Annotated in this window: 17 protein-coding genes; 9 read left to right on the plus strand and 8 right to left on the minus strand. The window is 66.3% G+C overall.

Annotated elements, in window-relative coordinates:
- Positions 1-47: 47 nt before the first annotated feature.
- The 4 genes from AC4D2C_RS06830 to AC4D2C_RS06845 all read left to right on the plus strand — a co-directional run bounded on the left by AC4D2C_RS06830 (position 48) and on the right by AC4D2C_RS06845 (position 5,525).
- Positions 48-674 (plus strand): DUF3000 domain-containing protein, encoded by a 627-nt coding sequence (locus tag AC4D2C_RS06830; RefSeq protein ID WP_490913628.1) that lies wholly within the window; start codon positions 48-50, stop codon positions 672-674.
- Between the two features lie 73 nt (positions 675-747).
- The gene (locus AC4D2C_RS06835; RefSeq protein ID WP_490913630.1) at positions 748-2,058 is read left to right on the plus strand and encodes an HRDC domain-containing protein; all 1,311 of its coding nucleotides are present in this window, start codon (positions 748-750) and stop codon (positions 2,056-2,058) included.
- An 87-nt stretch (positions 2,059-2,145) separates the two neighbouring features.
- On the plus strand, positions 2,146-3,405 hold the full coding sequence (locus AC4D2C_RS06840) for a thiolase family protein (protein WP_490913632.1): 1,260 nt from the start codon (positions 2,146-2,148) through the stop codon (positions 3,403-3,405).
- Positions 3,402-5,525 (plus strand): 3-hydroxyacyl-CoA dehydrogenase NAD-binding domain-containing protein, encoded by a 2,124-nt coding sequence (locus tag AC4D2C_RS06845; protein WP_490913633.1) that lies wholly within the window; start codon positions 3,402-3,404, stop codon positions 5,523-5,525. Before AC4D2C_RS06840 ends, AC4D2C_RS06845 begins: the two co-directional genes overlap by 4 nt.
- 80 nt (positions 5,526-5,605) lie before the next feature.
- On the opposite strand, the gene AC4D2C_RS06850 is transcribed toward AC4D2C_RS06845, so the two are convergent.
- The 5 genes from AC4D2C_RS06850 to AC4D2C_RS06870 all read right to left on the minus strand — a co-directional run bounded on the left by AC4D2C_RS06850 (position 5,606) and on the right by AC4D2C_RS06870 (position 11,568).
- Positions 5,606-6,241, minus strand: a complete 636-nt coding sequence (locus AC4D2C_RS06850) for a sarcosine oxidase subunit gamma (protein WP_490913635.1) — start codon at positions 6,239-6,241, stop codon at positions 5,606-5,608.
- Positions 6,234-9,176, minus strand: coding sequence for a 2Fe-2S iron-sulfur cluster-binding protein (locus AC4D2C_RS06855; RefSeq protein WP_490913637.1), 2,943 nt, complete (start codon positions 9,174-9,176; stop codon positions 6,234-6,236). Before AC4D2C_RS06855 ends, AC4D2C_RS06850 begins: the two co-directional genes overlap by 8 nt.
- Positions 9,173-9,472: a sarcosine oxidase subunit delta gene (locus AC4D2C_RS06860; protein ID WP_490913638.1), complete on the minus strand. Its 300-nt coding sequence runs from the start codon at positions 9,470-9,472 to the stop codon at positions 9,173-9,175. Before AC4D2C_RS06860 ends, AC4D2C_RS06855 begins: the two co-directional genes overlap by 4 nt.
- A gap of 14 nt (positions 9,473-9,486) precedes the next feature.
- Positions 9,487-10,704 (minus strand): sarcosine oxidase subunit beta family protein, encoded by a 1,218-nt coding sequence (locus AC4D2C_RS06865; RefSeq protein ID WP_490913640.1) that lies wholly within the window; start codon positions 10,702-10,704, stop codon positions 9,487-9,489.
- Between the two features lie 186 nt (positions 10,705-10,890).
- Complete coding sequence (locus AC4D2C_RS06870; protein ID WP_490913641.1) at positions 10,891-11,568, minus strand: GntR family transcriptional regulator; 678 nt, start codon at positions 11,566-11,568, stop codon at positions 10,891-10,893.
- 108 nt (positions 11,569-11,676) lie between these two features.
- Between AC4D2C_RS06870 and purU the strand changes: the two genes are divergently transcribed.
- The gene (gene purU / locus AC4D2C_RS06875) at positions 11,677-12,603 is read left to right on the plus strand and encodes a formyltetrahydrofolate deformylase (protein ID WP_490913643.1); all 927 of its coding nucleotides are present in this window, start codon (positions 11,677-11,679) and stop codon (positions 12,601-12,603) included.
- Between the two features lie 55 nt (positions 12,604-12,658).
- Positions 12,659-15,151 (plus strand): GcvT family protein, encoded by a 2,493-nt coding sequence (locus tag AC4D2C_RS06880; RefSeq protein ID WP_490914028.1) that lies wholly within the window; start codon positions 12,659-12,661, stop codon positions 15,149-15,151.
- Positions 15,152-15,158: 7 nt separating this feature from the next.
- On the opposite strand, the gene AC4D2C_RS06885 is transcribed toward AC4D2C_RS06880, so the two are convergent.
- On the minus strand, positions 15,159-15,854 hold the full coding sequence (locus tag AC4D2C_RS06885) for a GntR family transcriptional regulator (RefSeq protein WP_490913645.1): 696 nt from the start codon (positions 15,852-15,854) through the stop codon (positions 15,159-15,161).
- A 464-nt stretch (positions 15,855-16,318) separates the two neighbouring features.
- On the opposite strand from AC4D2C_RS06885, the gene AC4D2C_RS06890 reads away from it, so the two are divergent.
- Positions 16,319-18,157 carry a BCCT family transporter gene (locus AC4D2C_RS06890; RefSeq protein WP_490914030.1) on the plus strand — a complete coding sequence of 613 codons (1,839 nt, stop codon included), beginning with the start codon at positions 16,319-16,321 and terminating at the stop codon, positions 18,155-18,157.
- Positions 18,158-18,251: 94 nt separating this feature from the next.
- Here AC4D2C_RS06890 and AC4D2C_RS06895 read toward each other — a convergent pair whose 3' ends face one another.
- Positions 18,252-19,184: a LysR family transcriptional regulator gene (locus AC4D2C_RS06895; RefSeq protein WP_490913647.1), complete on the minus strand. Its 933-nt coding sequence runs from the start codon at positions 19,182-19,184 to the stop codon at positions 18,252-18,254.
- Positions 19,185-19,342: 158 nt separating this feature from the next.
- Between AC4D2C_RS06895 and AC4D2C_RS06900 the strand changes: the two genes are divergently transcribed.
- Both AC4D2C_RS06900 and AC4D2C_RS06905 read left to right on the plus strand, forming a co-directional pair.
- Positions 19,343-20,647 carry an aromatic ring-hydroxylating oxygenase subunit alpha gene (locus AC4D2C_RS06900; protein ID WP_490913649.1) on the plus strand — a complete coding sequence of 435 codons (1,305 nt, stop codon included), beginning with the start codon at positions 19,343-19,345 and terminating at the stop codon, positions 20,645-20,647.
- Complete coding sequence (locus AC4D2C_RS06905; RefSeq protein ID WP_490913650.1) at positions 20,644-22,062, plus strand: ferredoxin reductase; 1,419 nt, start codon at positions 20,644-20,646, stop codon at positions 22,060-22,062. Before AC4D2C_RS06900 ends, AC4D2C_RS06905 begins: the two co-directional genes overlap by 4 nt.
- Positions 22,063-22,198: 136 nt before the next feature.
- Here AC4D2C_RS06905 and AC4D2C_RS06910 read toward each other — a convergent pair whose 3' ends face one another.
- Positions 22,199-23,299, minus strand: a complete 1,101-nt coding sequence (locus AC4D2C_RS06910) for an SDR family NAD(P)-dependent oxidoreductase (protein WP_490913652.1) — start codon at positions 23,297-23,299, stop codon at positions 22,199-22,201.
- Positions 23,300-23,520 lie beyond the last annotated feature (221 nt).

Below are 23,520 nucleotides of genomic sequence, written 5' to 3' on the forward strand. Positions count from 1 at the left end.
CGGCGCGCCGCCGCCGAACTCACCCCCGCAGGGCATAGCCTGCGGGGGTGAGTGCTACCGATGGCGGATCGCAGCTGCCTGCCGAATTCCTCGACGCCCTGGCCGGCCTCCGGAAGGCGGCCCGCCGCAGCGAGATCCGGCTCGAGGAGATCCCGGCTCCCTCACGGCTCGCCCCCTTCGCGGTGGCACTCGGCGCGGAGATCTTCGAGGCGTCGCCGCTGCCGCTCCACGGGCCCGCGCGTGGCCTCCTCGCGCGGTCCGACCCCGAGGAACTCGCCACGGGCCGCTTCATCCTCCTCTACGACCCCGACGGCTCCGAGGTCTGGAACGGCCGGTTCCGCATCGTGACCTACATCCGCGCACAGCTCGAAGCCGACATGGGCAACGACGCCCTCCTGGGATCGGTCGCCTGGACATGGCTCGTGGAAGCCCTCGAGACCCACGGCGCACGGCATCACAGTACGGGCGGCACCGCCACCCGCATCCTGTCCGAGAGCTACGGCACGCTGGAGGACCGCCCCGACACCATCGACATCGAACTCCGGGCGTCGTGGACCCCCGAGACCTCGGACGTCCGCCGGCACCTCGAGGCGTGGTCCGACATGGTGTGCACCTTCGCCGGACTGCCGCCCCTCCCGGCGGGTGTCGCGCACCTTCCCCACCGCAGATCCTGAGCACCGGGGAACGGCGGCAGGACACTGCTCGCTTGAGGGTCCCGGGGACCCGCGGGGATAGACTGAAAACACCATGACTTCCCATACGTCCGAGCAGACGGACAGCACCGATGTGCCCGATCGCGCCGTCGACCCCGAACCCCAGGAACTCCCCCTCCTCACCGAGCCGCGCGATGGCGTCCCCCTCGTCATCGACACGCAGGCCGGCCTCGAACGTGCCGCCGCGGCGCTCGCCGCCGGTACGGGCCCCGCGGGCGTCGACGCCGAGCGGGCCTCCGGGTTCCGGTACGGACAGCGAGCGTTCCTCGTCCAGATCCGGCGCGAGGGCGCAGGCACCTGGCTGATCGACCCCGAGCCGTTCGACGACCTCCGGATCATCGACGACGCCCTCGACGGCGTCGAATGGATCCTGCATGCCGCGAGCCAGGACCTGCCCTGCCTGTCCGAGCTCGGCATGTGGCCGGACCGGCTCTTCGACACGGAACTCGCCGCACGCCTCGCCGGTCTCCCCCGCGTGGGCCTCGCCGCCGTCATCGAGTCCCAGCTCGGGTTCAGTCTCGCGAAGGAGCACTCCGCCGCCGACTGGTCCAAGCGGCCGCTGCCCGAACCCTGGCTCCGCTACGCGGCACTGGACGTGGAGGTCCTGACGGAACTGCGCGGCAAGCTGGCGGACCTGCTGCAGCAGGACGGGAAGCTGGGAATCGCGGAGGAGGAGTTCGAGCACATCCGCAGCACTCCCCCCGCCGAACCGCGCGTCGACCCGTGGCGCCGCACCTCCGGCCTGCACCAGCTGCGGGACCGCCGGCAGCTCGCCGCCGTGCGGCAGATGTGGCTCGAACGCGAGGATCTCGCCCAGCGCCGCGACGTGGCGCCCGGACGGCTCATCCCGGATTCGGCGATCGTGGCGGCGGCCAAGGCGATGCCGTCCACGGTCCCGCAGCTGCTGGCCACCAAGGGCTTCCACGGCCGCGCCGCCCAGAAGGAGGCGCCCCGCTGGCTCAAGTGCATCAGCGAGGCCAGGAAGCTCACGGAGCTCCCGCCCCTGCACATCTCCACCAACGCGCCGCCGCCGCCGCGCGTGTGGGCGGAGAAGGACCCCGAGGCGGCGGCCCGCCTGCAGACCGCCCGCCCTCGGGTGGCCCACCACGCCGAGAAGCTCGGCATGCCCGTAGAGAACCTGCTCACCCCGGACTACCTGCGCCGCATCGCCTGGCGGCCCCCGGCCGAGCTCTCCCTCGAATCGGTCTCGGCGGCGCTGGCCGAGCTCGGCGCACGCCCCTGGCAGATCGAGCAGGTCGCCGCGATCATCACGGTGGCCTTCCTCGACCCGGACCCCCTTCCTGCCAAGAACCGCCAGGCAGGCCAGGAGCCGTCCGAGGACTGAGGCGGAGGGGCCTGGCGATCCGCTTGCACGCTTATGTTACCGGCCAGTAACATAAGCGCGGATCAACAACTCGAAGAGGAGCAACAGGTGAGCCTACAAACCGGGACCACGTCCGCCGGCAGGACGTCGCGCTCAGCGCGTGCCGTCCGCGATGTCGTCTTCGTCGACGGAGTACGGACCCCATTCGGCAAGGCGGGCGACAAGGGCATCTACGCCGGCATGCGCGCCGACGACCTCGTGGTGAAGTGCATCCGCGACCTGCTGCGCCGGAACCCGTCGCTGCCGCCCGAGCGCGTGGACGACGTCGCCATCGCCGCCACCACCCAGACCGGCGACCAGGGCCTGACGATCGGCCGCACCGCGGCCCTCCTCGCCGGGCTCCCCCGGACGGTCCCGGGCTTCGCCATCGACCGCATGTGCGCCGGCGCCATGACCGCCGTGACCACCACGGCGTCGGGCATCGCCTTCGGTGCGTACGACGTCGTCATCGCCGGCGGCGTGGAGCACATGGGCAACCATCCGATGGGCGCCGACGCGGACCCCAACCCGCGCTTCCAGTCCGAGCGGATCGTGGACGCCGCCGCCCTGAACATGGGCAACACGGCCGAGAACCTGCACGACCGCTTCCCCGCCATCACCAAGGACCGTACGGACGCCTACGCCGTCCGCAGCCAGCAGAAGCTGGCAGCCGCCTACGAGGCCGGACAGATCCAGCCCGATCTCGTGCCTGTCGCCGGCCGGAAGGCCGGTTCCGGGTGGACGCTGAACACCGCGGACGAACCCCCGCGCCCCGGCACCACCGTGCAGGACCTCGCAGCCCTGCGCACGCCCTTCCGCGCGCACGGCCGCGTCACGGCCGGCAACGCCGCCGGCCTGAACGACGGCGCCACCGCCGCACTGCTGGCCTCGGCCGACGCCGCCGCCGAACTGGGCCTGCCCGTCCGCATGCGCCTGGTCGCCTACGCCTTCGCGGGGGTGGAGCCCGAGGTCATGGGCATCGGTCCGGTACCCGCCACCGAGAAGGCCCTGCGCCAGGCCGGCCTGGACATCAGCGACATCGGGCTCTTCGAGATCAACGAGGCCTTCGCCGTCCAGGTGCTGAGCTTCCTCGACCACTTCGGCATCGACGACGAGGACCCGCGCGTGAACCGCTACGGCGGGGCCATCGCCGTCGGGCACCCCCTGGCGTCCTCGGGCGTGCGGCTCATGAACCAGCTCGCCCGCCAGTTCGAGGAGGACCCCTCGGTCCGCTACGGCATGACCACCATGTGCATCGGCCTCGGCATGGGAGCCACCGTCATCTGGGAGAACCCCCACCACGAGCACTACGGACAGGATGCAGCATGAGCTTCGAACGCTACGACGAACTGGCTGCGCTGGTTCCCGCCGAGATCGTCACCCACTCCTACGTCCAGGACATCACCCTCCCCCAGGGTGCCGGCGTCCTCGCGCTCATCACGCTCGACAACGACCTCGACCACACCAAGCCCACCACGCTCGGGCCCAACACGCTCATCGAGTTCGGCCGTACCCTCGAGGGGCTGAAGGAACGCGCCGCCCGGGGCGAGATTTCCGCCGTCGCCGTCACCGGCAAGCCCTACTTCCTGGTCGCGGGCGCCGACCTCAGCACCGTCAAGAGCGTGAAGTCCGAGCACCTCGGCCGTCTCATGGCCGAGCTGGGCCACGAGGCGTACGACCTGCTCGCCGACATGGGCGTACCCAGCTTCGCCTTCATCAACGGCGTCGCGCTCGGCGGCGGGCTCGAGATCGCCCTCGCCGCGAACTACCGCACGGTGTCCACGGGCGCCAACGGGATCGGCCTGCCCGAGGCATTCATCGGCCTCGTGCCGGGCTGGGGCGGCGTGTACCGCCTGCCGCGCCTCATCGGGCCGGCGAACGCCGTCAAGGTGATGGTCGAGAACCCGCTCAGCAACAACCGCAGCCTGGACGGCACCTCCGCGTACGGACTGGGCATCGCCGATGCCCTCTTCGAGCCGGCGGACTTCATTGAGCAGTCCCTCCTCTGGGCGGCCCGCGTGCTCACCGGCGGTGAGGCCGACGCCGTCGGGCAACGCCGCGCCGAGCTCGCACGGTACGACGACGCCGCCTGGGCCGGCGCCGTCGCCGCCGGACGGGCCTTCGTGGAGGCGAAGACCAGCAACGCGGCGCCCGCGCCCGGTCGCGTCCTGGACCTGCTGGAGGCCGGGCGGACCTGGTCGCGGAAGGAATCGGCGGCCGCCGAGTGCACGGCCCTGGCCGAACTCATGCAGACCCGCGAGTTCCACGCCACGGTCTATGCGTTCCTCGACCTCGTGCAGAAGCGTGGCAAGCGTCCGGCAGGAGCGCCCGACCGGAAGCTGGCCCGCCCGGTCTCCAAGGTCGGCGTCGTCGGGGCCGGACTCATGGCGAGCCAGCTCGCCCTGCTGTTCGCCCGGCAGCTCAAGGTGCCCGTGGTCATGACGGACATCGACCAGGCCCGTGTGGACAAGGGCGTCGCGTACGTGCACGCGGAGATCGAGAAGATGCTCGGCCGGAAGCGGCTCTCGCAGGACGCCGCGAACCGGACGAAGGCCCTCGTCACCGGGTCCGTCTCCAAGGACGTGTTCGCCGACGCCGATTTCGTGATCGAGGCCGTGTTCGAGGAGCTGTCGGTCAAGAAGCAGGTCTTCGCCGAGGTGGAGGCCGTCGTCTCCCCCGAGTGCATCCTCGCCACCAACACGTCGTCGCTGTCCGTGGCCGAGATGGCCGCGGACCTGGTGCACCCGGAGCGCGTGGTCGGTTTCCACTTCTTCAACCCGGTGGCCGCCATGCCGCTGCTCGAGGTGGTCCGCGCCCCGAAGACGGACGACGCCGTGCTCGCCACGGCCTTCGTCCTCGCGAAGGGCCTGAAGAAGAACGCCGTCCTGGTGCAGGACGCCCCCGCCTTCGTGGTGAACCGGATCCTCGGCCGGATGTTCGGTGAGATCACGGCCGTGTTCGACGAGGGTACGGACGCGGAGACCGCGGACGGCGCGCTGCGCCCCATGGGCCTGCCCATGACACCCTTCCGGCTGCTCGCGCTGGTGGGCCTGCCCGTCGGCCAGCACGTGCAGGAATCGCTGCACACCGCGTTCGGCGACCGCTTCCACGTCTCGGCGAACCAGCAGAAGCTGATCGACGCCGGGGTGAAGGGGCTGTGGGAGAAGCAGGAGGACGGCTCCGAGACCGTTCCTTCCGCAACGCTGGACCTCATGGAGCGCGGGAGTTCACCGTCGACCGCCGAGGAGGTCCTGCACCGGACCCAGGACGCGCTGGCGGACGAGATCGGGCGCATGCTCGACGAGGGCGTCGTCGCCGCCCCCGAGGACATCGACCTGTGCATGATCATGGGCGCGGGGTGGCCGATGCATCTCGGCGGCATCACCCCGTACCTCGACCGCGTGGGAGCGTCCGAGCGCGTTCTCGGGAAGGCCTTCCACCAGGCCTGAATCCGGCATCTGTCGGAGTAGCAGGAAGGCCCCGTCCAACCGGTCCGGGGCCTTCCTGCTGCCTGCCGGACCGGGCGCTGTCACGGGACCTCCGGCGAGGCGTACTCGCGCATCGCATCGAGGAGCCACCGGCCCAGGAAGTCCGCGAAGGAGGCCCGGGGGAAGAGCCGGAAGCTCTCTTCCCCGGTCTTCTCGAGGACCACCGGGATGTTGCCCACCTCGGTGTTCAGGGCTGTTCCCGCAGGAAAGCTGCGCGGGTGCAGGTCCAGGGAGCAGCCCTTCTCCAGCACGGCTCGGGCGCGGGTGCCGGAGAGTTCGAAGGTGGTGCGGTTCGCCGACAGGTCCACCACCTGCCCCGGGGCCCCGTCCAGGGCTGCGGTGAGGGAACCGATGAGGTCACCACCGAGCGAGTCGTGGGCGTCTTCGGGGGCGACCACCAGGAACTCGGACGGTCCCAGCCAGAGGATGCTGACGCCGTCGGCGCCGCCCACCTCACCGCAACGGGCCGGCAGGCTGCCGGCCATGGCGGCGACCTGTGCACCTTCCTCGGAGCGGGGGGCCACGCGGAGGCCCACCATGGTCTGGAACGGGCCCTCCTGAAGGACCACCGTCCCCTCGACGGAGCCTGCCTCCATCTCCGCGGTCAGGTGCGAGGCGGGGCTGCGCCGGATGTCGCGAAGTCCCTTGATGCCTTTGAGCGCTGCTGTGTCAGCCATCCTTGCGGGTCCCTTCGGGGTCGAATAGTACGGTTTCGGCGACGACGACGTCGACCAGTTGGTCGCCCACGGCGGCCACGAGGGTCTCGCCGATACGGTTGCGGCCGTTCTTGATCAGCGCGAGGGCGAAGGTCCGGCCCAGGGCGGCACTGCGGTAGCTGGACGTGACAAAGCCCTGCATCGGAACGGGGCCGGACGAAGGATCGACGTCGATGCCCTGGTCCACCAGCTGGGTGCCTTCGGGGAGCCGGAAGGAACGGTCCACGGGTAGGACGCTCACCAGGTGCCGGCGATCCTCTCGCCTGGCATCGGCTCGGGCGTAGGATCGCTTGCCGACGAACTCCTTGGCCTTGGACACCACCCACTCCATTCCCGCGTCCTGCGGGGTGACGGTGCCGTCGGTGTCCTGGCCGACGATCGGGTAGCCCTTCTCGGCGCGGAGGACGTGCATGGTCTCCGTGCCGTACGGGGTGATGTCGAATTCGGCGCCTGCGGCTGCCACCGCCTCCCAGGTGTTCAAGCCGTACCAGGACGGGACGTTGATCTCGTAGGCGAGTTCGCCGGAGAACGAGATCCGGCAGATCCGCGCCTGCACGCCGGAGGCCAGGGTGGTCTCGCGGAAGGTCATGAACGGGAAGGCTTCTGCCTCCAGCCCGCCGTCCGCTGCCAGGCCCGGTGCCACCTTCGCGATGACTGCCCGTGATCTCGGTCCGACGACGGCGATGGTGGTCCACTGTTCGGTGACCGAGGTGCAGTGCACATCGAGGTCGCGCCATTCGGTCTGGAGCCATTCCTCCAGCCAGTCCAGCACCTTGGCCGCGCCGCCGGTCGTGGTGGTCATGAAATAGCGGTCGTCGTCGAGGCGGAGGGTCACTCCGTCGTCGAAGATCATGCCGTCCGCCATGCACATCACGCCGTAGCGGGCAGAACCGGGGGCGAGCTTCTTGAACGCGTTGGTGTAGATCCGGTTGAGGAACTCGCCGGCGTCCTTGCCCCGGATCTCGATCTTCCCGAGGGTGGTGGCATCCATGAAGCCGACGGAGCCGCGGACCGCGGCGCACTCGCGCAGTACCGCGGAGTCCATGTCCTCGCCCTCGCGCGGGTAGTACCAGGGACGCTTCCACTGTCCCACGTCCTCGAACAGGGCACCTTCGGCCTCGTGCCACGGGTGAATGGAGGTCTTGCGGGCGGGGTCGAACAGCTCACCGCGCTGGCGTCCGGCGAGCGCCGCGAAGGCCACGGGGGTGAACGGTGCGCGGTAGGTGGTGGTACCGATGTCGCCGATGCCGCGGGAGGCTTCACCGGCGGTACGCAGGGCAGCGGCGATGACACCGATCGCGTTGACTCCGGAGGTCTTGCCCTGGTCGTTGGCGGTGCTGATGGAGGTGTAGCGCTTGATGTGTTCCACCGAGCGCAGGCCGGCCCCGGTGGAGCGCAGGACGTCGGCCACTGACTGGTCGCGCTGGAAGTCGACGAAGTGGTGATGCCACTCGTCCGCGTTGCCTTCCTCCCCGGGGACCAGCCACAGCTGGCGGGTGGGGGCCGGGGACTTCGGCTCGCCAGGGGGTGAGGACTCGGTGGTCGTGCTGAACCCCGCTGCGATGGCGGCGCCCGCGCCGGCGGAGATACCCTCGGCGAGGCAGTCCTGCAGGTCGAAGCTGCCACGCCCGGACCCTGCGACCTGCTGGTTCGGAACCTCGGTGATCGGCACGAAAGCCGCCAGGTCGTCGTCCCAGCGGAGTTTGCCCTGGCGCTGGGAATGCAGGTGGACCAGAGGACTCCAGCCGCCGGAGACGGCCAGCAGGTCACACGCGATCTGCTCGATGTCGGAGGTGAGCGCGCCGTCGTCGTCGATGCCCCGGACGGTCACGCCGGCCAGGCGGCCTGCATCGTCCGCAGCAGTGTTGGCCACTGCGGTGCCGATCAGCACCCGGGTGCCGGCCTCGACAGCGGCAGCAGCCACGTCGGTGAGGTTCGGACGTCCGTCCACGACGGCGGCGATCTGGACACCGGCGGCACGCAGGTCCGCGGCCAGGGCGTAGGCGCTGTCGTTCGTGGTGCTGATGACGACGCGATCCCCGGCGACGACGGCGTAGCGGTTCAGGTAGCTGCGGACGGCGGAGGCCAGCATGATGCCCGGGCGGTCGTTGTTCTCGAATACCAGCGGGCGTTCGTGGGCACCGGGGGCCAACACCGCCTGCGCGGCACGGATGTGCCAGATCCGCTGCCGGGAGACGCCGGCTGCTGCAGGGCTCGACAGGTGATCGGAGCGGTTCTGGACGGCGATGACGTAGTTCGCGTCGTAGGCACCGAACGCCGTGGTCCGGTTCAGGACCGTCGACTCCGCACCGGACACCAGTTCTGCTTCGACGTCCGCGACCCACTCGAGGGCGGGCTTGCCTTCGATGACCTCGACCAGTCCGGGTGCGATCGGACCTGACAGCAGGGACCCGCCGAGCTCGGGCTGGTCGTCCAGGAGCATGACGCGTGCACCGGTGCGGATGGCTTCGCGGGCAGCGGCCAGACCGGCGGGACCGCCGCCGATGACCAGGACGTCGGTGTGGACGTACTTCTTGTCGTACTCGGCCCGGTCGTCGTCCGGGTCCAGCCGGCCCCGTCCATTGAGCAGCTCTGCCTTCAGCCCGTCCACCAGGGTGACGGTTGTGGCGGGGAGCATGGACTCCGCGACGTGGCCGGGGAATCGGGGATACACCTTGACCAGGGCGTTCGATTCCTCGACGCCGGCGGACATGATGCCTCGGGGTCGGTCCTCGTACAGGGAGTTGCCGACAGCGATGTGGCCGTTGGCGAGCAGGGCCGAAGCGAGGGTGTCGCCGGGATGGCCGGTGAATTCCTTGCCGTCCACGGTGAAACGCCAGGAGATGGTGCGGTCGATGCGCCCACCGGTGGTGAGGCGGGCGTTCTGGGAAGTCACGCGGTTGCTCCTTCCGGGGCAGCGTTGTCGGGACGGGGCGTGCCCATGGAGTACACCGCCTGGATCTCGTAGGTCACCGTGTCGCGAAGCATGTTGAACCACTGCCGGCAGCCGGTACTGTGCAACCAGCGTTCAGCGAAGGCTCCCTTGGTGTTGTCCCTGTAGAACAGGAACTCGGCCCATTCGCGGTCGCTCAGTTCGTTCGGGTTCTCCGGGTAGGCCACGTGAGCCTGGCCGCCGTAGCGGAACTCGGTCTCGTCGCGGGATCCACAGTTGGGGCATGGGATGAGGAGCATGTCCGGACTCTCTTCTAATGGGCCACGGCGGCTGCGCCGTGTTCGTCGATCAGGGCGCCGGTCTCGAACCGTTCCAGTGCGAACGGCCTGTTCAGTTCGTGCGGCGCGCCAGTGGCGATGGTGTGGGCGAAAGTGAGCCCGGCGCCCGGGGTGCCCTTGAACCCTCCGGTACCCCAGCCGCAGTTGACGAACATGTTGTCCACCGGGGTGGTTCCGACAATGGGTGAGGCGTCCAGGGTGGTGTCGACGATCCCGCCCCAGGTGCGCAGTACATGGGCCCGGGCGAAGATGGGGAACAGCTCGACGGCCGCGGCCATCTGGTGTTCGATGACGTGGAACGACCCGCGCTGGCCGTACCCGTTGTAGGAGTCCACGCCGGCACCCATGACCAGTTCGCCCTTGTGCGCCTGCGAGACGTAGACGTGGACGTGGTTGGACATCACCACGGTGGGATGGACGGGTTCGTGGAGTTCCGAGACGAGTGCCTGCAGCGGGTGGGACTGGATGGGCAGCCGGAAGCCGGCCATCTCGGCCAGGACACTGCTGTGTCCGGCGGCGCACAAGCCCACCTTCTCGGTGTGGATGGTGCCCTGGGTCGTCCTGACGCCGACGACGCGGTTGCCGTCCTTCAGAAAGCCGGTGACCTCGCAGTTCTGGATGATGTCCACCCCGAGCTCGTCGCACTTACGGGCAAAGGCCCAGGCCACGTGGTCGTGCTTGGCGATGCCGGCACGCGGCTGGTAGGTGGCGCCCATGACCGGGTAGCGGATGTTGTCGCTGATGTTCAGGATGGGGCACAGTTCCTTGACCTGTGCGGGGTCCAGCCATTCGGCGTCCACTCCGTTGAGCCGGTTCGCACCGACCCGGCGGATGCTCTCGCGTACGTCGCCGAGGGTGTGGGCGAGGTTCATGACGCCGCGCTGGCTGAACAGGAAGTCGTAGTCGAGTTCCTCGGGCAGGATCTCCCACAGCTTGAGGGACGCCTCGTAGATGGCGGCGCTCTCGTCCCAGAGGTAGTTGGAGCGGATGATGGTGGTGTTCCGCGCCATATTGCCTCCGGCCAGCCAGCCCTTTTCCAGCACGGCGATGTTGGTCATCCCATGGTTCTGGGCGAGGTAGTAGGCCGTGGCCAGTCCGTGTCCGCCGCCGCCGACAATGACGGCGTCGTAGCTCTTCTTCGGGGTCGGGTTGTGCCAGAGGAATTCCGGGTGCTCAGGAAGCAGATCTGCCATCAGGCCACCTCGATCGTGTCGGAGGAGAGGTTGGTGTGGAGGGGGAACCCGAGCGGTTCCAGATGTCCGTCATCGACTCTCCAAGCTCGGCCTGGTGATATCCCATTGATATACTAGGTTCTGGATCGAGTATCGTACGAAGTACCTTGGCGGTCAAGAGGGGCTATGTGCTGGTTGAAGGCGGGCCTACGCGGCGAAGAGTGCCTCGCGTACAGCATGCTCGAATGCACTGACATGGGTCCGCGCGAGTTCGGCGGCGCGGTCCTCATCTCCGTCGATCACCGCGCGCAGCAGGTTCAGGTGCTCGTGGACATGGCTGGTGAGGTCGGGAAGGCGATCCAGGACCATGCACCAGATACGGGTAGCGAGATTGTCGTAGCGAATCAGCACATCTTCCAGATGCGGGTTGCCCGCGGCCGCGTAGATGCCCTGGTGCACGCGGGTATCCAGGCGCAGTAGTTCGACGACGGAAGCCCCTCGCGTGTCGAAGGACTCCATGACACGCACGAGCTCGCGCAATTTCTCTCGCGTCGATTCCGTCGCCACGCGTGCAGCCCGGGATGCGGCAAGGGGCTCGAGCTGCGTCCGGATCTCGGAGATGAAGGCGAGGTCCGTGACCTCGACCCGCGTAGCGAAAGTTCCCCTGCGTGGATAGGACACCACAAGGCGATCCAGCTCCAGCCGCTTCAGGGCTTCACGTACCGGAGTCCGTCCGACCCCTAGTTCCTTGGCGAGGCTGTCGTCATTGACGAGGTCGCCAGGCCTGATGTCGAGAACCAGCAGGCGGTCCCTGATGGTTTCGTAGGCCACATCAGCCAGGGACTTCCGTGCTGCTTCAACCCCTGTCAGCGCTTCAAGAGCCATCGCGCGGTTCCTCTCTCCCGGGCCAGAACAGTTATTGACCTCTACTACTGCTGAGTATACGCTGAACCGCAGGTCTAATATATCAGTCTCAATACTTTGCATATATCCATGGGAGAAGATGTGACTCTAGTAACGGCAGCCTCATCGCCCAGCACGCTGCCTGGACCTGCATACCGCGTCGAAGAGGTGCCGAGGAAGTTCGTGCTCACTCTGTCATGCAGCGAACGAGCGGGCATAGTCCAGGCGGTCACGACCTTCCTCTTCGAACGTGGCTTCAACATCGACGAACACCAGCAGTTCGACGACGGCCTCCGCCAGACGCTGCATCTGCGCACTGCCTTCTCCGGGTCGTGGGCCTGCACACCGGAGGTACTCCAGGAAGAATTCCTCGCGATCGCCGCGCGGTTCGACATGAAGTTCAGTTTCCATGACCAGACCAAGCAGCGCATCCTCGTCATGGTGTCCAAGTTCGGCCACTGCCTGAACGATCTACTGTTCCGTTGGCGGGGTGGGAGCCTCGGAGGTGACATCGCCCTCATCGTCTCGAACCACGAGACCCACCGGGCAATGGCCGAGGCTGCGGGGCTTCCCTTCATCTACCTACCGGTGACCCCCGAGACGAAATCCGACGCCGAACGGCGCCTGTTGGAACTGGTCGATGAACACGACATCGACCTCGTGGTGCTTGCCCGATACATGCAGGTGCTCTCTGACGACCTCTGCCGGGCCCTGCAGGGCCGGGCGATCAATATCCACCATTCCTTCCTTCCGGGCTTCAAGGGTGCTCGTCCCTACCACCAGGCATACGATCGCGGCGTCAAGCTGGTGGGGGCAACGGCGCACTACGTGACGGCCGAACTGGACGAGGGGCCGATCATCGAACAGGAGGTCATCAGGGTGGACCACAGCTACGGACCGACCGCCCTCTCGACGGTGGGCCAGGACGCGGAGGCACTGGCGTTGTCCCGTGCCGTGCGCTGGCACTGCGAGCACCGGGTGCTGCTGGACCGGTCCAGCACCGTCGTCTTCCGGTAAGTCACGACCGCCGCACCCGCAAGGACAACCCATGAGCAGCAGCAGGAGAAACCACATGGCATCGACGCCGACCATTGTCATCATCGGAGCCGGAATCGTCGGCACGAACCTGGCCGATGAACTGGTCACCAGGGGTTGGAGCAACATCACCGTTCTCGACCAGGGGCCGCTCACCATGCCTGGGGGCTCCACCTCCCACGCTCCTGGTCTCGTCTTCCAGACCAATCCCTCGAAGACCATGGCTGCCTTCGCTACTTACACGGTCGAGAAATTCTTGTCCCTGACCGAGGACGGCGTCAGTTGCTTCGACCAGGTCGGTGGCCTCGAAGTCGCCACCACAGCGACCCGCCTGACGGATCTGAAACGGAAGCTCGGATACGCCGCGTCATGGGGAATCAGCGGCAGGATCCTTTCCAGCGCCGAGTGCAAGGAGCTCTATCCGCTCCTGAACGACGAGGACATCCTCGGTGGTCTCCACGTTCCCAGTGATGGCCTCGCGCGTGCCGCTCGAGCCGTTCAGCTGCTGATCAAGCGGACGGAGGCAGCAGGCGTCAAGTACCTCGGTGACACCACGGTTACGGGCATCCAGCAAGCCGGCCGCCGCGTCACCGGAGTCGAGACGTCCGAGGGCGTCTTCCCCGCCGACATCGTGATCTCCTGTGCTGGATTCTGGGGTGCCAGGATCGGCGAGATGATCGGTATGTCTGTCCCGCTTCTGCCACTCGCCCACCAGTACGTGAAAACTACTCCGGTGCCGGCGCTGGCAGGCCGCAATGAGCTGCCCGACGGTGCCTCGCTTCCCATCCTGCGTCACCAGGACCGGGACCTCTATTTCCGCGAGCATGGCGACCGATACGGGATCGGTTCCTACGCTCACCGCCCCATGCCGGTGGACCTCGCGGACCTCGGCTCCTATGACGCCGACAGCGTCGACGAGCACAATATGCCATCCCGGCTCGATTTCACCGTCGAGGACTTCCTGCCCGCATGGGAGGACACCAAACAGCTGCTTCCCGCGCTGAGGGAAAGCGACATCGATGATGGTTTCAACGGCATCTTCTCCTTCACCCCCGACGGCGGACCCCTGATGGGCGAGTCCAAGGAGCTCGACGGTTTCTACGTTGCGGAAGCCGTCTGGGTGACCCACTCCGCTGGTGTCGCCCGGGCCATGGCCGAACTCCTGACCACCGGCAAGTCACAGCTCGATCTCGGTGGATGCGACATCCATCGCTTCGAGGACGTTCAGCTGACACCTGATTACGTCAGTGAAACCTCCATGCAGAATTTCGTCGAGATCTACGACGTGCTGCACCCACTCCAGCCCAGGCTCTCCCCTCGCAACCTTCGGGTGAGCCCCTTCCACGCCCGCCACGGGGCATTGGGAGGCTACTTCCTGGAGTCCGGTGGGTGGGAGCGCCCCTACTGGTTCGACGCCAATGCGGACTTGCTGAAGGAGATGCCGACCGGATGGCTGCCACCGGTCCGCGATGCGTGGTCGGGAATGTTCAGCTCACCCATCGCGGCCGCCGAAGCATGGAAGACCCGCACTGCGGTGGCCATGTACGACATGACGCCCCTGAAGCGCCTGGAGGTGTCGGGCCCGGGAGCCCTGAAACTGCTGCAGGAGCTGACGACGGCAGACATGGCGAAGAAGCCGGGCGCTGTGACCTACACGCTTCTGCTGGACCATGCCGGCGGTATCCGAAGCGACATCACGGTTGCCCGCCTGAGTGAGGACACTTTCCAGCTGGGAGTCAACGGAAACATCGACACCGCCTACTTCGGGCGGGCCGCACGTCACCAGACGGAGGGAGGAGCGGCAGGTGACTGGGTGCAGGTTCGCGACACGACGGGCGGCACCTGCTGCATCGGCTTGTGGGGGCCTCTCGCCCGGGACCTCATCGGCGCGGCGAGTAAGGACGACTTCTCCAACGACGGACTTCGGTACTTCAGGTCCAAGCAGGTGATCATCGGTGGCGTCCCGGTGACAGCAATGCGCCTGTCCTATGTCGGGGAACTGGGCTGGGAGTTGTATACGAGTGCAGACACCGGCCAGCGCCTCTGGGATGCATTGTGGAAGGCCGGGCAACCCTATGGTGTTATCGCAGCGGGGCGGGCGGCCTTCAGCTCGCTGCGTCTCGAGAAGGGCTACCGCTCGTGGGGCACTGATATGACCACGGAGCATGACCCGATGGAAGCCGGACTCGGCTTTGCCGTGAAGATGACAAAGGAGAGCTTCGTCGGCAAGGCTGCCCTTGAGGGTCGTACTGAAGAGGAAGCCCGACGCCGCCTGCGGTGCCTGACCGTCGACGACGGCCGGAGCATCGTACTGAGCAAGGAGCCGGTCTACTACAAGGACCAGGCGGTCGGCTATGTCACCAGCGCCGCTTACGGATACACGATCGCCAAACCGATTGCCTACGCGTACCTGCCGGCCGCTGTCAGCGTCGGGGACTCGGTGGAGATCGAGTACTTCGGACGCCGGATACGGGCCACGGTCACGATGGATCCGCTCTACGACCCCACCATGTCCAGACTTCGCGGCTGACGCCGGTCTAGAGTTGCTCCCTGATCAGATTCTCGAAATCTGTGACGTGCTGGGTGGTCAACCGCGCCGCACTCTCGGAATCGCCCGCTACGATGCATTCGAGCAGCCCGATGTGCTGGGAGATGTGTTCGGACACCGGCGGAAGCTTCTCCAGGACAAGGCTCCAGATCCGTGTTGCCAGGTTGTCGTAGCGAATCAGGACGTCTTGTAGGTGCCTGCTACCCGTGGCCCGGTAGATCGTCCGATGCACGCGCATATCCAGCCGCATGAGATCCCGTTGGGGCTGCACCTTCTGCAACAGCTGCTCGATCTCATGCGCGGTATCGGTCAGTTCCTGTCGGGACCGCGGCGACGCCACGCGTGCAGCCCGCGCAGCCGCCGCGGGCTCCAGGAGATGACGGATCTCGGAGATCTCGGCGAGGTCCTTGATGTCGATGCCGGCGGCGAATGTACCTCGTCGCGGATACGCCACTACCAGGTGGTCGCCCTCGAGGCGCTTCATGGCCTCACGGATAGGCGTCCTGCCCACGCCGAGTCGTTGCGAAATGACCTCGTCGTTGAGGGGCTCGCCCGGCTTGATGTCCAGAACGATCAATTCATCGCACAGCACCCGGTAGGCAAAATCGGCGAAGGATTCATCGTCGTACCTCTGCAACGTCGTCCTGTCAGCCGTGTCCGGCGCTGATCGGCCAGCGTTTGCCATGTTCGGAGCTCCTTCTGCCGTGCGTTCGGACATCGATGCTCCGGCCGAACCCATGATAGATGCGCGGCCGGCGAGCAACCTCTGGACACATATCAGGACCAGCAGTAGGGTGTGCTGATATATCGCCGCCTATATCAACAACATATCAGCGGTCACTCCTGCTACAGAGGGGCGCACGCGCGGCCTACGCGTCGACGGCACTACCGTGGCCGTCGAAGCGGACAAGGCCCAACCTGTCGCCCGGCATCACCCTGAAGGTCATGTTCACCTTCAGGCCCATGGCGCACCGAGCAAAGGACCCGCTCATGACTTCTGACAGTGACCGCAGAACGTTCTCACGCCGGGGATCGGCTCCCGACGACGGGATGGCAGAGCACGCGCGGAACGGCGCGTCCGGGGTGGAGAAGGTCGCCGTCGAAGATCCCGACCTCCTCGACCCACACGAAGACGTCGCACAACCTGCAATGGACGATGACTACGAGGAGATCCTCGAGGAACTGCGCCATGCGACGACCGAGCAGGCAGGCGCTGATCACCGGAGGCACAAGCTCGTTCTCGACAAGGTGATCTTCGGGATCACCGGCGTCATCGCCGTTGCTTTCGTCATCTGGGGTTTCGTCGGACGGGACAGCCTGTCCACCTCTTCGACGGGTGCACTCAACTGGGTGATGGAGTACACCGGATGGCTCTTCATGCTGATGGCGTCGCTCTTCGTGATCTTCGTCCTGTGGCTCGCCCTGGGTAAGTTCGGCAACATCCCGCTGGGCAAGGACGGCGAGAAACCCGAATTCCGCACCATCTCCTGGGTCGCGATGATGTTCGCGGCAGGTATGGGCATCGGGCTGATGTTCTACGGCGTAGCGGAGCCGCTCTTCCACTACATCTCCCCGCCGCCGGGCACCGTTGACGGAAGTACACCCGAAGCCATTCAGACGGCCATGGCCACCTCGATCTTCCACTGGACTCTGCACCCATGGGCGATGTACGCAGTAGTGGGTATCGCTATGGCCTACGGAACCTACCGCCTGGGTCGCAGGCAACTGATCTCCGTCGCCTTCACCTCGCTCTTCGGCGTCAGGACGGTCGAAGGGCCAGTCGGGAAGTTCATCAACATCCTCGCCATCTTCGCCACGCTGTTCGGTACCGCTGCGTCACTGGGCCTCGGCGCCCTGCAGATCGGCAGCGGAATGACCTCCAACGGGTGGTTCGGCGAGATCGGCACACCGGTTCTCGTGGCCATCATCGCCGTTCTGACCTTCTGCTTCGTCGCGTCCGCGGTCTCCGGCATCAGCCGCGGCATCCAGTGGCTCTCGAACATCAACATGGTTCTCGCCATCGCCCTCGCACTGATCGTCTTCATCGTGGGTCCCACTCTCTTCATCCTCAATCTCATCCCCTCCGCGGTCGGCGACTACGCCCGTGATCTGGCTGAGATGTCCTCCCGGACCGAAGCGGTGGGCGACGAATCCCTGCGGAGCTGGATGACCAGCTGGACCATCTTCTACTGGGCCTGGTGGGTGTCCTGGACGCCGTTCGTCGGTCTGTTCATCGCCCGAATCAGCCGCGGTCGCACCATCCGCCAGTTCGTCACCGGCGTGCTGCTGGTACCCAGTGTCGTCAGCGTGATCTGGTTCTCGATCTTCGGGGGTACCGCGTTCTCCATCCAGCAGGAAGCCGACAGGGCCAACACCCCCGGCCTGGTCACCGTCGTCGACGGTGCACCGACCATCAACTTCGACGGTGCGCTCTTCGATCTGATCAACAACCTGGGCATGCCCGCCTGGGCCACCACCGCCGTCGTCCTGCTGGCCATCGTTCTGGTCGCCATCTTCTTCATCACCGGCGCCGACGCCGCCTCGATCGTGATGGGCTCGCTGAGCTCCAACGGCGCCGAACATCCCCGCCGGGCGGTCGTCATCTTCTGGGGCTGCCTCACCGGCGCCGTAGCCGCGGTAATGCTGCTGGCGGGAGGCGACGAACCATCCGAAGCCCTTGCCGGCCTGCAGAGGATCACCATCGTGGCGGCGCTTCCGTTCGTCATCGTCATGGGGTTGCTGTGTCTCGCCCTGACGAAGGATCTTCGTCGCGATCCACTTTCCCTCAGGCGTCGCTTGGCCACCTCCGTGGTGGAACGAGCCATGCGCACGGGAGTGGAACAACACGGCGGAGTGCAGTTCGACCTCGTGACGAAGCACGACTGCGCCGAGAAGTGCGACGCCTCGGACTGCCCGGGGGTGTCGGCCAATGGCATCCCGGCTGCGGGGCCACGACATGCAGACCCGAAGAGGAGCCAGCCCTCGTAGGAGGCCGCGGCGAGTCGGGCATCTACGGCCCCGGCATCACGTCCCTTCACCTCCGGCCCGGGACCACCTGGACATGACCGCATGACGGCTGGTGTCAGGAATCGCCTTCGGGCCGGGTCGTGAGGATCCGGGCAGCACTGACCTGCAGGATCCCGAGCGACTCCTGGATCAGGGGCGATGCGTGACTACCCCTACGCACTGCGGCGACGATGCGCCGGGTGGGCTTCCCCCGTCCGGTGATGCGCAATCGAACGACGCCATGGGGGGAGTTCAGGGGAGCCAGACGAGGCAGTAATCCCACACCGAGCCCTGCACCGACGAAGGCGATCAGGGTCTCCCACTCCACGGCTTCGTGGGCGATCCGCGGTGACATGCCGACTGCCGTGAAGGCCGCGGTGAACAGGGAACGGTAGGTGGAACCTGCAGCGTCGGTGATCCAGGGTTCCGACGCCAGCTCTTCGAGCGTCACCGTCTCCCGCGAGGCCAGCCGATGACCGGCTGGGATGATCACGTCCAGGGGATCGTCGAGCAGGACAGTCTGCTCGAAGCGCGGATCATCCTCGACGTGGGTTTCGGACTGCATGGCGACGACGACCGCCAGGTCGATCCGCTCAGCAACCAACAGGTCGAAGCAGCGGGTCGGGTTCGCCTCGAGGACCTGTACCTCCAGCAGCGGACGTGTCGAACGCAGCGTAGCGGCCAATGGCGCAAGCAGTTGAGCGGCTGCCGATGAGAACCCGCCGAGACCGAAGCTGGCCTGTACCTGGTCACCGGCCTCCATGGCCGCCGTGCGCAGCCTTTCCCAGTCCGCGATGAGAGCGTTCGAGCCTGCCACGAGAATGCGGCCCGTGGCGGTCAGCCGCACACCCCGACCGTCCTTCGTCAACAGCTGCATTCCGAGCACGCGCTGGAGTTCCCGTAACTGCGCGGATACGGCGGAGGGTGAGTAACCCGTCAGCTCAGCGGTTGCACCGACAGAGCCGCAACGGGCGAAAACCCGGAGAGTGATGAGCCGGGGGTCGATCATGCAACTATTCTGCATGATCATCCGCTGAACCTTCCTCTTTTATCGAACGGGTTCCACCCGTACCCTGTGAACAAAACGATTGCGGAACGATTCGGCGCGACGCCGATCCGTAGTTCCGACGGTCAGCGCTCTTACCCGATCCACGCGGGAGGAAAACCATGTCTGCTCACGTGAACGCACTGCGCGGCTCGCGCGGAACGCTCGAAACAGCGGTACCTGCAGAGCAGTTGAGGGAGATCGCCGCACTCTTCGATACCCGCCGCGTGGGGTACTCCCTCGAGGCACCCTGCTACACCGATCCGACGATTTTCGCCATGGACATGCAGGCCGTCTTCGGCCGGCACTGGATCTTCGCGGCGAGCATCGCCGAGCTTCCGGCACCTGGCGACTACATCACGGTCGACTACGGCCCCTACTCCCTGATCGTGCTGCACAACGACGACGACGGCGTGAACGTGCTGCACAACGTGTGCCGTCACCGCGGTGCCCGCGTCCTGACAGAACCGGCGGGGACCACCGGGAACCTGGTCTGCGGGTACCACTCGTGGACCTACTCCCCCGCCGGTAACCTGATGCACGCCTCGGCGCCAGGCGAAACGGGGTTCGACAAGGGATGCTTCGGCCTCAAGAGGGCCCACAGCCGCGTGATCGCCGGGCTCATCTTCGTCTGTGTTGCGGACGAACCGCCAACGGACTTCGATGGGACCGGCAGAATCTTCGAGCCCTATCTCGCGCCCCACGAGCTGTCGAAAACGAAGATCGCCTATCAGCAGAACATCGTCGAGGAGGGCAACTGGAAGCTCGTCATGGAGAACAACCGTGAGTGTTACCACTGCGACGGTCACCCCGAGCTCGCCTGCTCACTCTTTCCCACCTGGGGCCTGACGGATGGACTTGTTCCTCATCATCTGGAGGAGGTGTGGGACCGCAACAAGAAAGCACAATCCGTGCTCGAGGACCGTTGCCGCCGCTACGGTCTTCCCTACGAGGTCGTCGAGGAGCTCGACACCCGCGTAGCCGGGATCCGCATCTCACGTGAGTCACTCGACGGCAGTGGCGAATCATTCTCGCCGGACGGGCACAGGCTCTCCAAGAAGTTGCTCGGCGACCTGCGGGATTTTCGCCTCGGCCGATGCTCGATGCACCTTCAACCCAACAGCTGGTTCCACTTCCTCGGCGACCACGTGATCACGTTCGCCGTCTTCCCCGTCAACGAACACCAGACCCTGGTACGCACCACCTGGCTGGTAGCCGACGACGCCGAGGAGGGCGTCGATTACGACATCGAGAAGCTCACCCACACGTGGAAGCAGACCAATCTGCAGGACAAGGCGTTCGTGGAACTGTGCCAGAGGGGAGCCGGCAGTCCGGTCTACGAGCCCGGCCCGTACATGAAGAGCGAGTACCAGGTCGAGGCATTCATCAACTGGTACGTACACCGCATGCAGGAGTACATGGCATGACCGACATGCGGCCCGTCGCTGCCCCCCAGGAGCCACAGCGCATTCGCGGGCTCGAAATGCCGTGGAACCGAGTCATGGGTAGCACAGGGGGCCCCGCAGGCGCCGCCCGAGCTCTCGGTCCCTGGCACCCGCAGGAGTTCCTGGCCGAATGTGTCGAGACGGTTCCCGAGGTCGGCGGCATGATGACGTTCGTCTTCCGCCGCTCCGACGGTGCGCCCCTGGCGTTTCGCCCCGGCCAGTACGTGAACATCGCCTTTCCCGTCCATGGTGAGGACCGTGACGCGGCGGACCGCAGCTACTCACTGTCCAGTTCGCCGACCCAGCCCTGGACCTTCGACATCACGGTCAAATCCGATCCGACGGGACTGGTGTCACCGTGGGTGCACGCGAACGTCAGGCCTGGCACCGTCCTGGAGATGATCGGGCCGGTCGGGGCCTTCCACCTCCCCGATGTCGACCGCCGGGCCAGGTATCTCCTGCTTGCCGCCGGCGCGGGTATCACCCCCATCATGGCGATGGTGCGAACGATCCACTCCCTTCCCGGGCAGGCCGACGTCGTCGTGCTCTACCACGGAGCGGCGGCGGGAGGCTTCGCCTTCCACCAGGAACTGGCATACATCGCCTCCGTCGACTCGCGCATCAAGGTGTTCTACTCCCTGGGCGACCGCAGTCGCGTCGAGGGATGGGAATGGTTCACCGGCAGGCTGACGACAGCGATGCTCGATGAGGTGGCGCCCGATGCGAATGGCCGCCAGGTGTATGCCTGCGGCCCCGAAGGTTACCTGAACACCGCAGGTGAGCTCCTCAGGGAGGTCGGGGTGGATGACACGTCCATCCACATGGAGTACTTCTCCGGAAGCCGCCAGACGCTCCTGGAGTATCAAGCGGAGCTCGCCCTGGCCGTGGACATCGCGGAAGAGATCGCGGAGGAGATTGCCGACTCCGCCGAGATGTACTACGAGGGTCAACCCACCGCGTTCGGGCTCTACGAGCCCGGATACGACGCCGAGGGAACCACGGGTGCCCGAGGCCTTCCGCTGGTAGCAGCCGACGCGGCCCGCGCCGGGGCCTCCGATCGCCTTCCGGACGAGGGACCGGAAGCCGACGCCCCCGATTCCCCCGATGCCGCCGGCTTCGACACGGTGGGGACGGGAAGTCTCACCCTGTCCTTCATGCGAACCGGAATCAAGGTGCGTATCGATCCGACGGACCACATACTCGGGGTCGCGCAGCGCGCAGGCGTCAGGATCGGCGCGAACTGTAAGGAGGGCATGTGCGGGTCCTGCAAAATCGTCAAACTCTCCGGGGACGTGGAGATGAACCACCAGGGCGGGATCCGCTCGCGGGAGATCGAGGCGGGCAAGTTCCTGCCATGCTGCTCGGTTGCGCTGACCGACATGGTGATCGACGCCTAGCCATTCGCACCTACTGCATGCCGAATGATCCGGAACTTACGCTTCCGTCAGCTTTCAAAGCAGTTCGCTCAGCCCCCTGTTCGTGAATCCGAGGGGATCGGCCTGTTATGCGTCGCCTTACGGTCCGCCTCTTGGATCAGCTGAATGATACGGCGGCAAGTTCCTCCATCGTCGTCCAGTACTTGGAGGCGAGTTCAGCGTCTTGAGCGCTGTCGGGAATGATGGCGAACCCTGGTAGCCCGCTCAGGCCTCGCAGTTGCTTAGGCCCGTAGTAGCCTCCGCCGGTGGCTTGGGGTGACGTGGCAGCGTAGAGGGCGGGGAGGGCCCCGATCGCAGGGTTTTGCCATAGGGGCGGTATGTACTGGAAGCGCCAGCCTTCCGGTGAATCAGGCCCTGGTCCATCCAGAACGATGTTCGTTCGACAGACACCGGGGTGTGCGGCAATGCTGGTGATCCCCCATCCGGCGGCCTTGCTGCGGCGCTCACATTCGAAGGCCATGAGGAGATTCCCGAGCTTGGTGTCGTCGTACGCTTGCCCGTAGTCGTAGGTGCGTTCCTTCTGCAGGTCGTCGAAGTCGATGGATCCGACGCGCGAGCTCGACGTCCAGATGATGCGCGGTGTATTCGCCGCTTGAAGGAGTGGTCGTAGCTGCGCTGACAGGGCGAATGGACCGCGGGCGTTGGTCGCGAAGACCCGCTCCAGGCCGTCTCGGGATTCTTCGCGTTCTCTGCGTCCCTGGACGCCGGCGTTGTTGACGAGCAGATCCAGGCTTCCCCCGGATTCCTCCATGCGTCGTGCGAGGAGGTTGATGGACCCGAGATCAGTGAGATCAAGGGTTTCGAAGTGAATAGCTGCTCCTGGGACTTCAGCGCGGATCCTGCGGACTGCTTCCTCGCCACGCTGACGGTTGCGGGATGCGATTGTCACGTCCGCGCCGGCTGCGGCGAGCGCCAGTGCTTGGTGGTAGCCCAGCCCGCTTCGTCCCTCGTCCGGGTAGCCGTTGCCGCCGGTGATGACTGCACGTCTGCCGGCCATGGACGGCATGTCGTCGGCTGTCCAGTCCGGCAGTTCAGCGCCGGGCGCGGTGATGCGGGCCGCGCCGAAGCCGACCGTGCCAGCTGCGACACCAACCGCAGCCATGCGGAGCAGCGAACGGCGCGAGGGACGCCGGCGTTGCTCGGCCGCATTGACGTCCTTCACGCGGCGGTCGGCTGAGGGTGTGTTGTCGGGGACCATGATTGTTTCCTTCTCGTTGGGATCTCTTGGCGAATCGGCATTAACTCAAGCACTCATGTTCTGCCCGAGAACGATCATCGGCAGGGCTGTGCCCACGACGAGGTTCGTGATTGTGCCTGGCGCTTTGCAGGGACGACGCGTGGGGCTGAACCCTTCTCGTCCTTCGGGCTTCGGGCCCAGAACGGCACAAGGGGGAGGGAAAATGAGTGCGCTTGTACTGC

It is taken from the genome of Arthrobacter sp. TJ-240 (assembly GCF_058269195.1).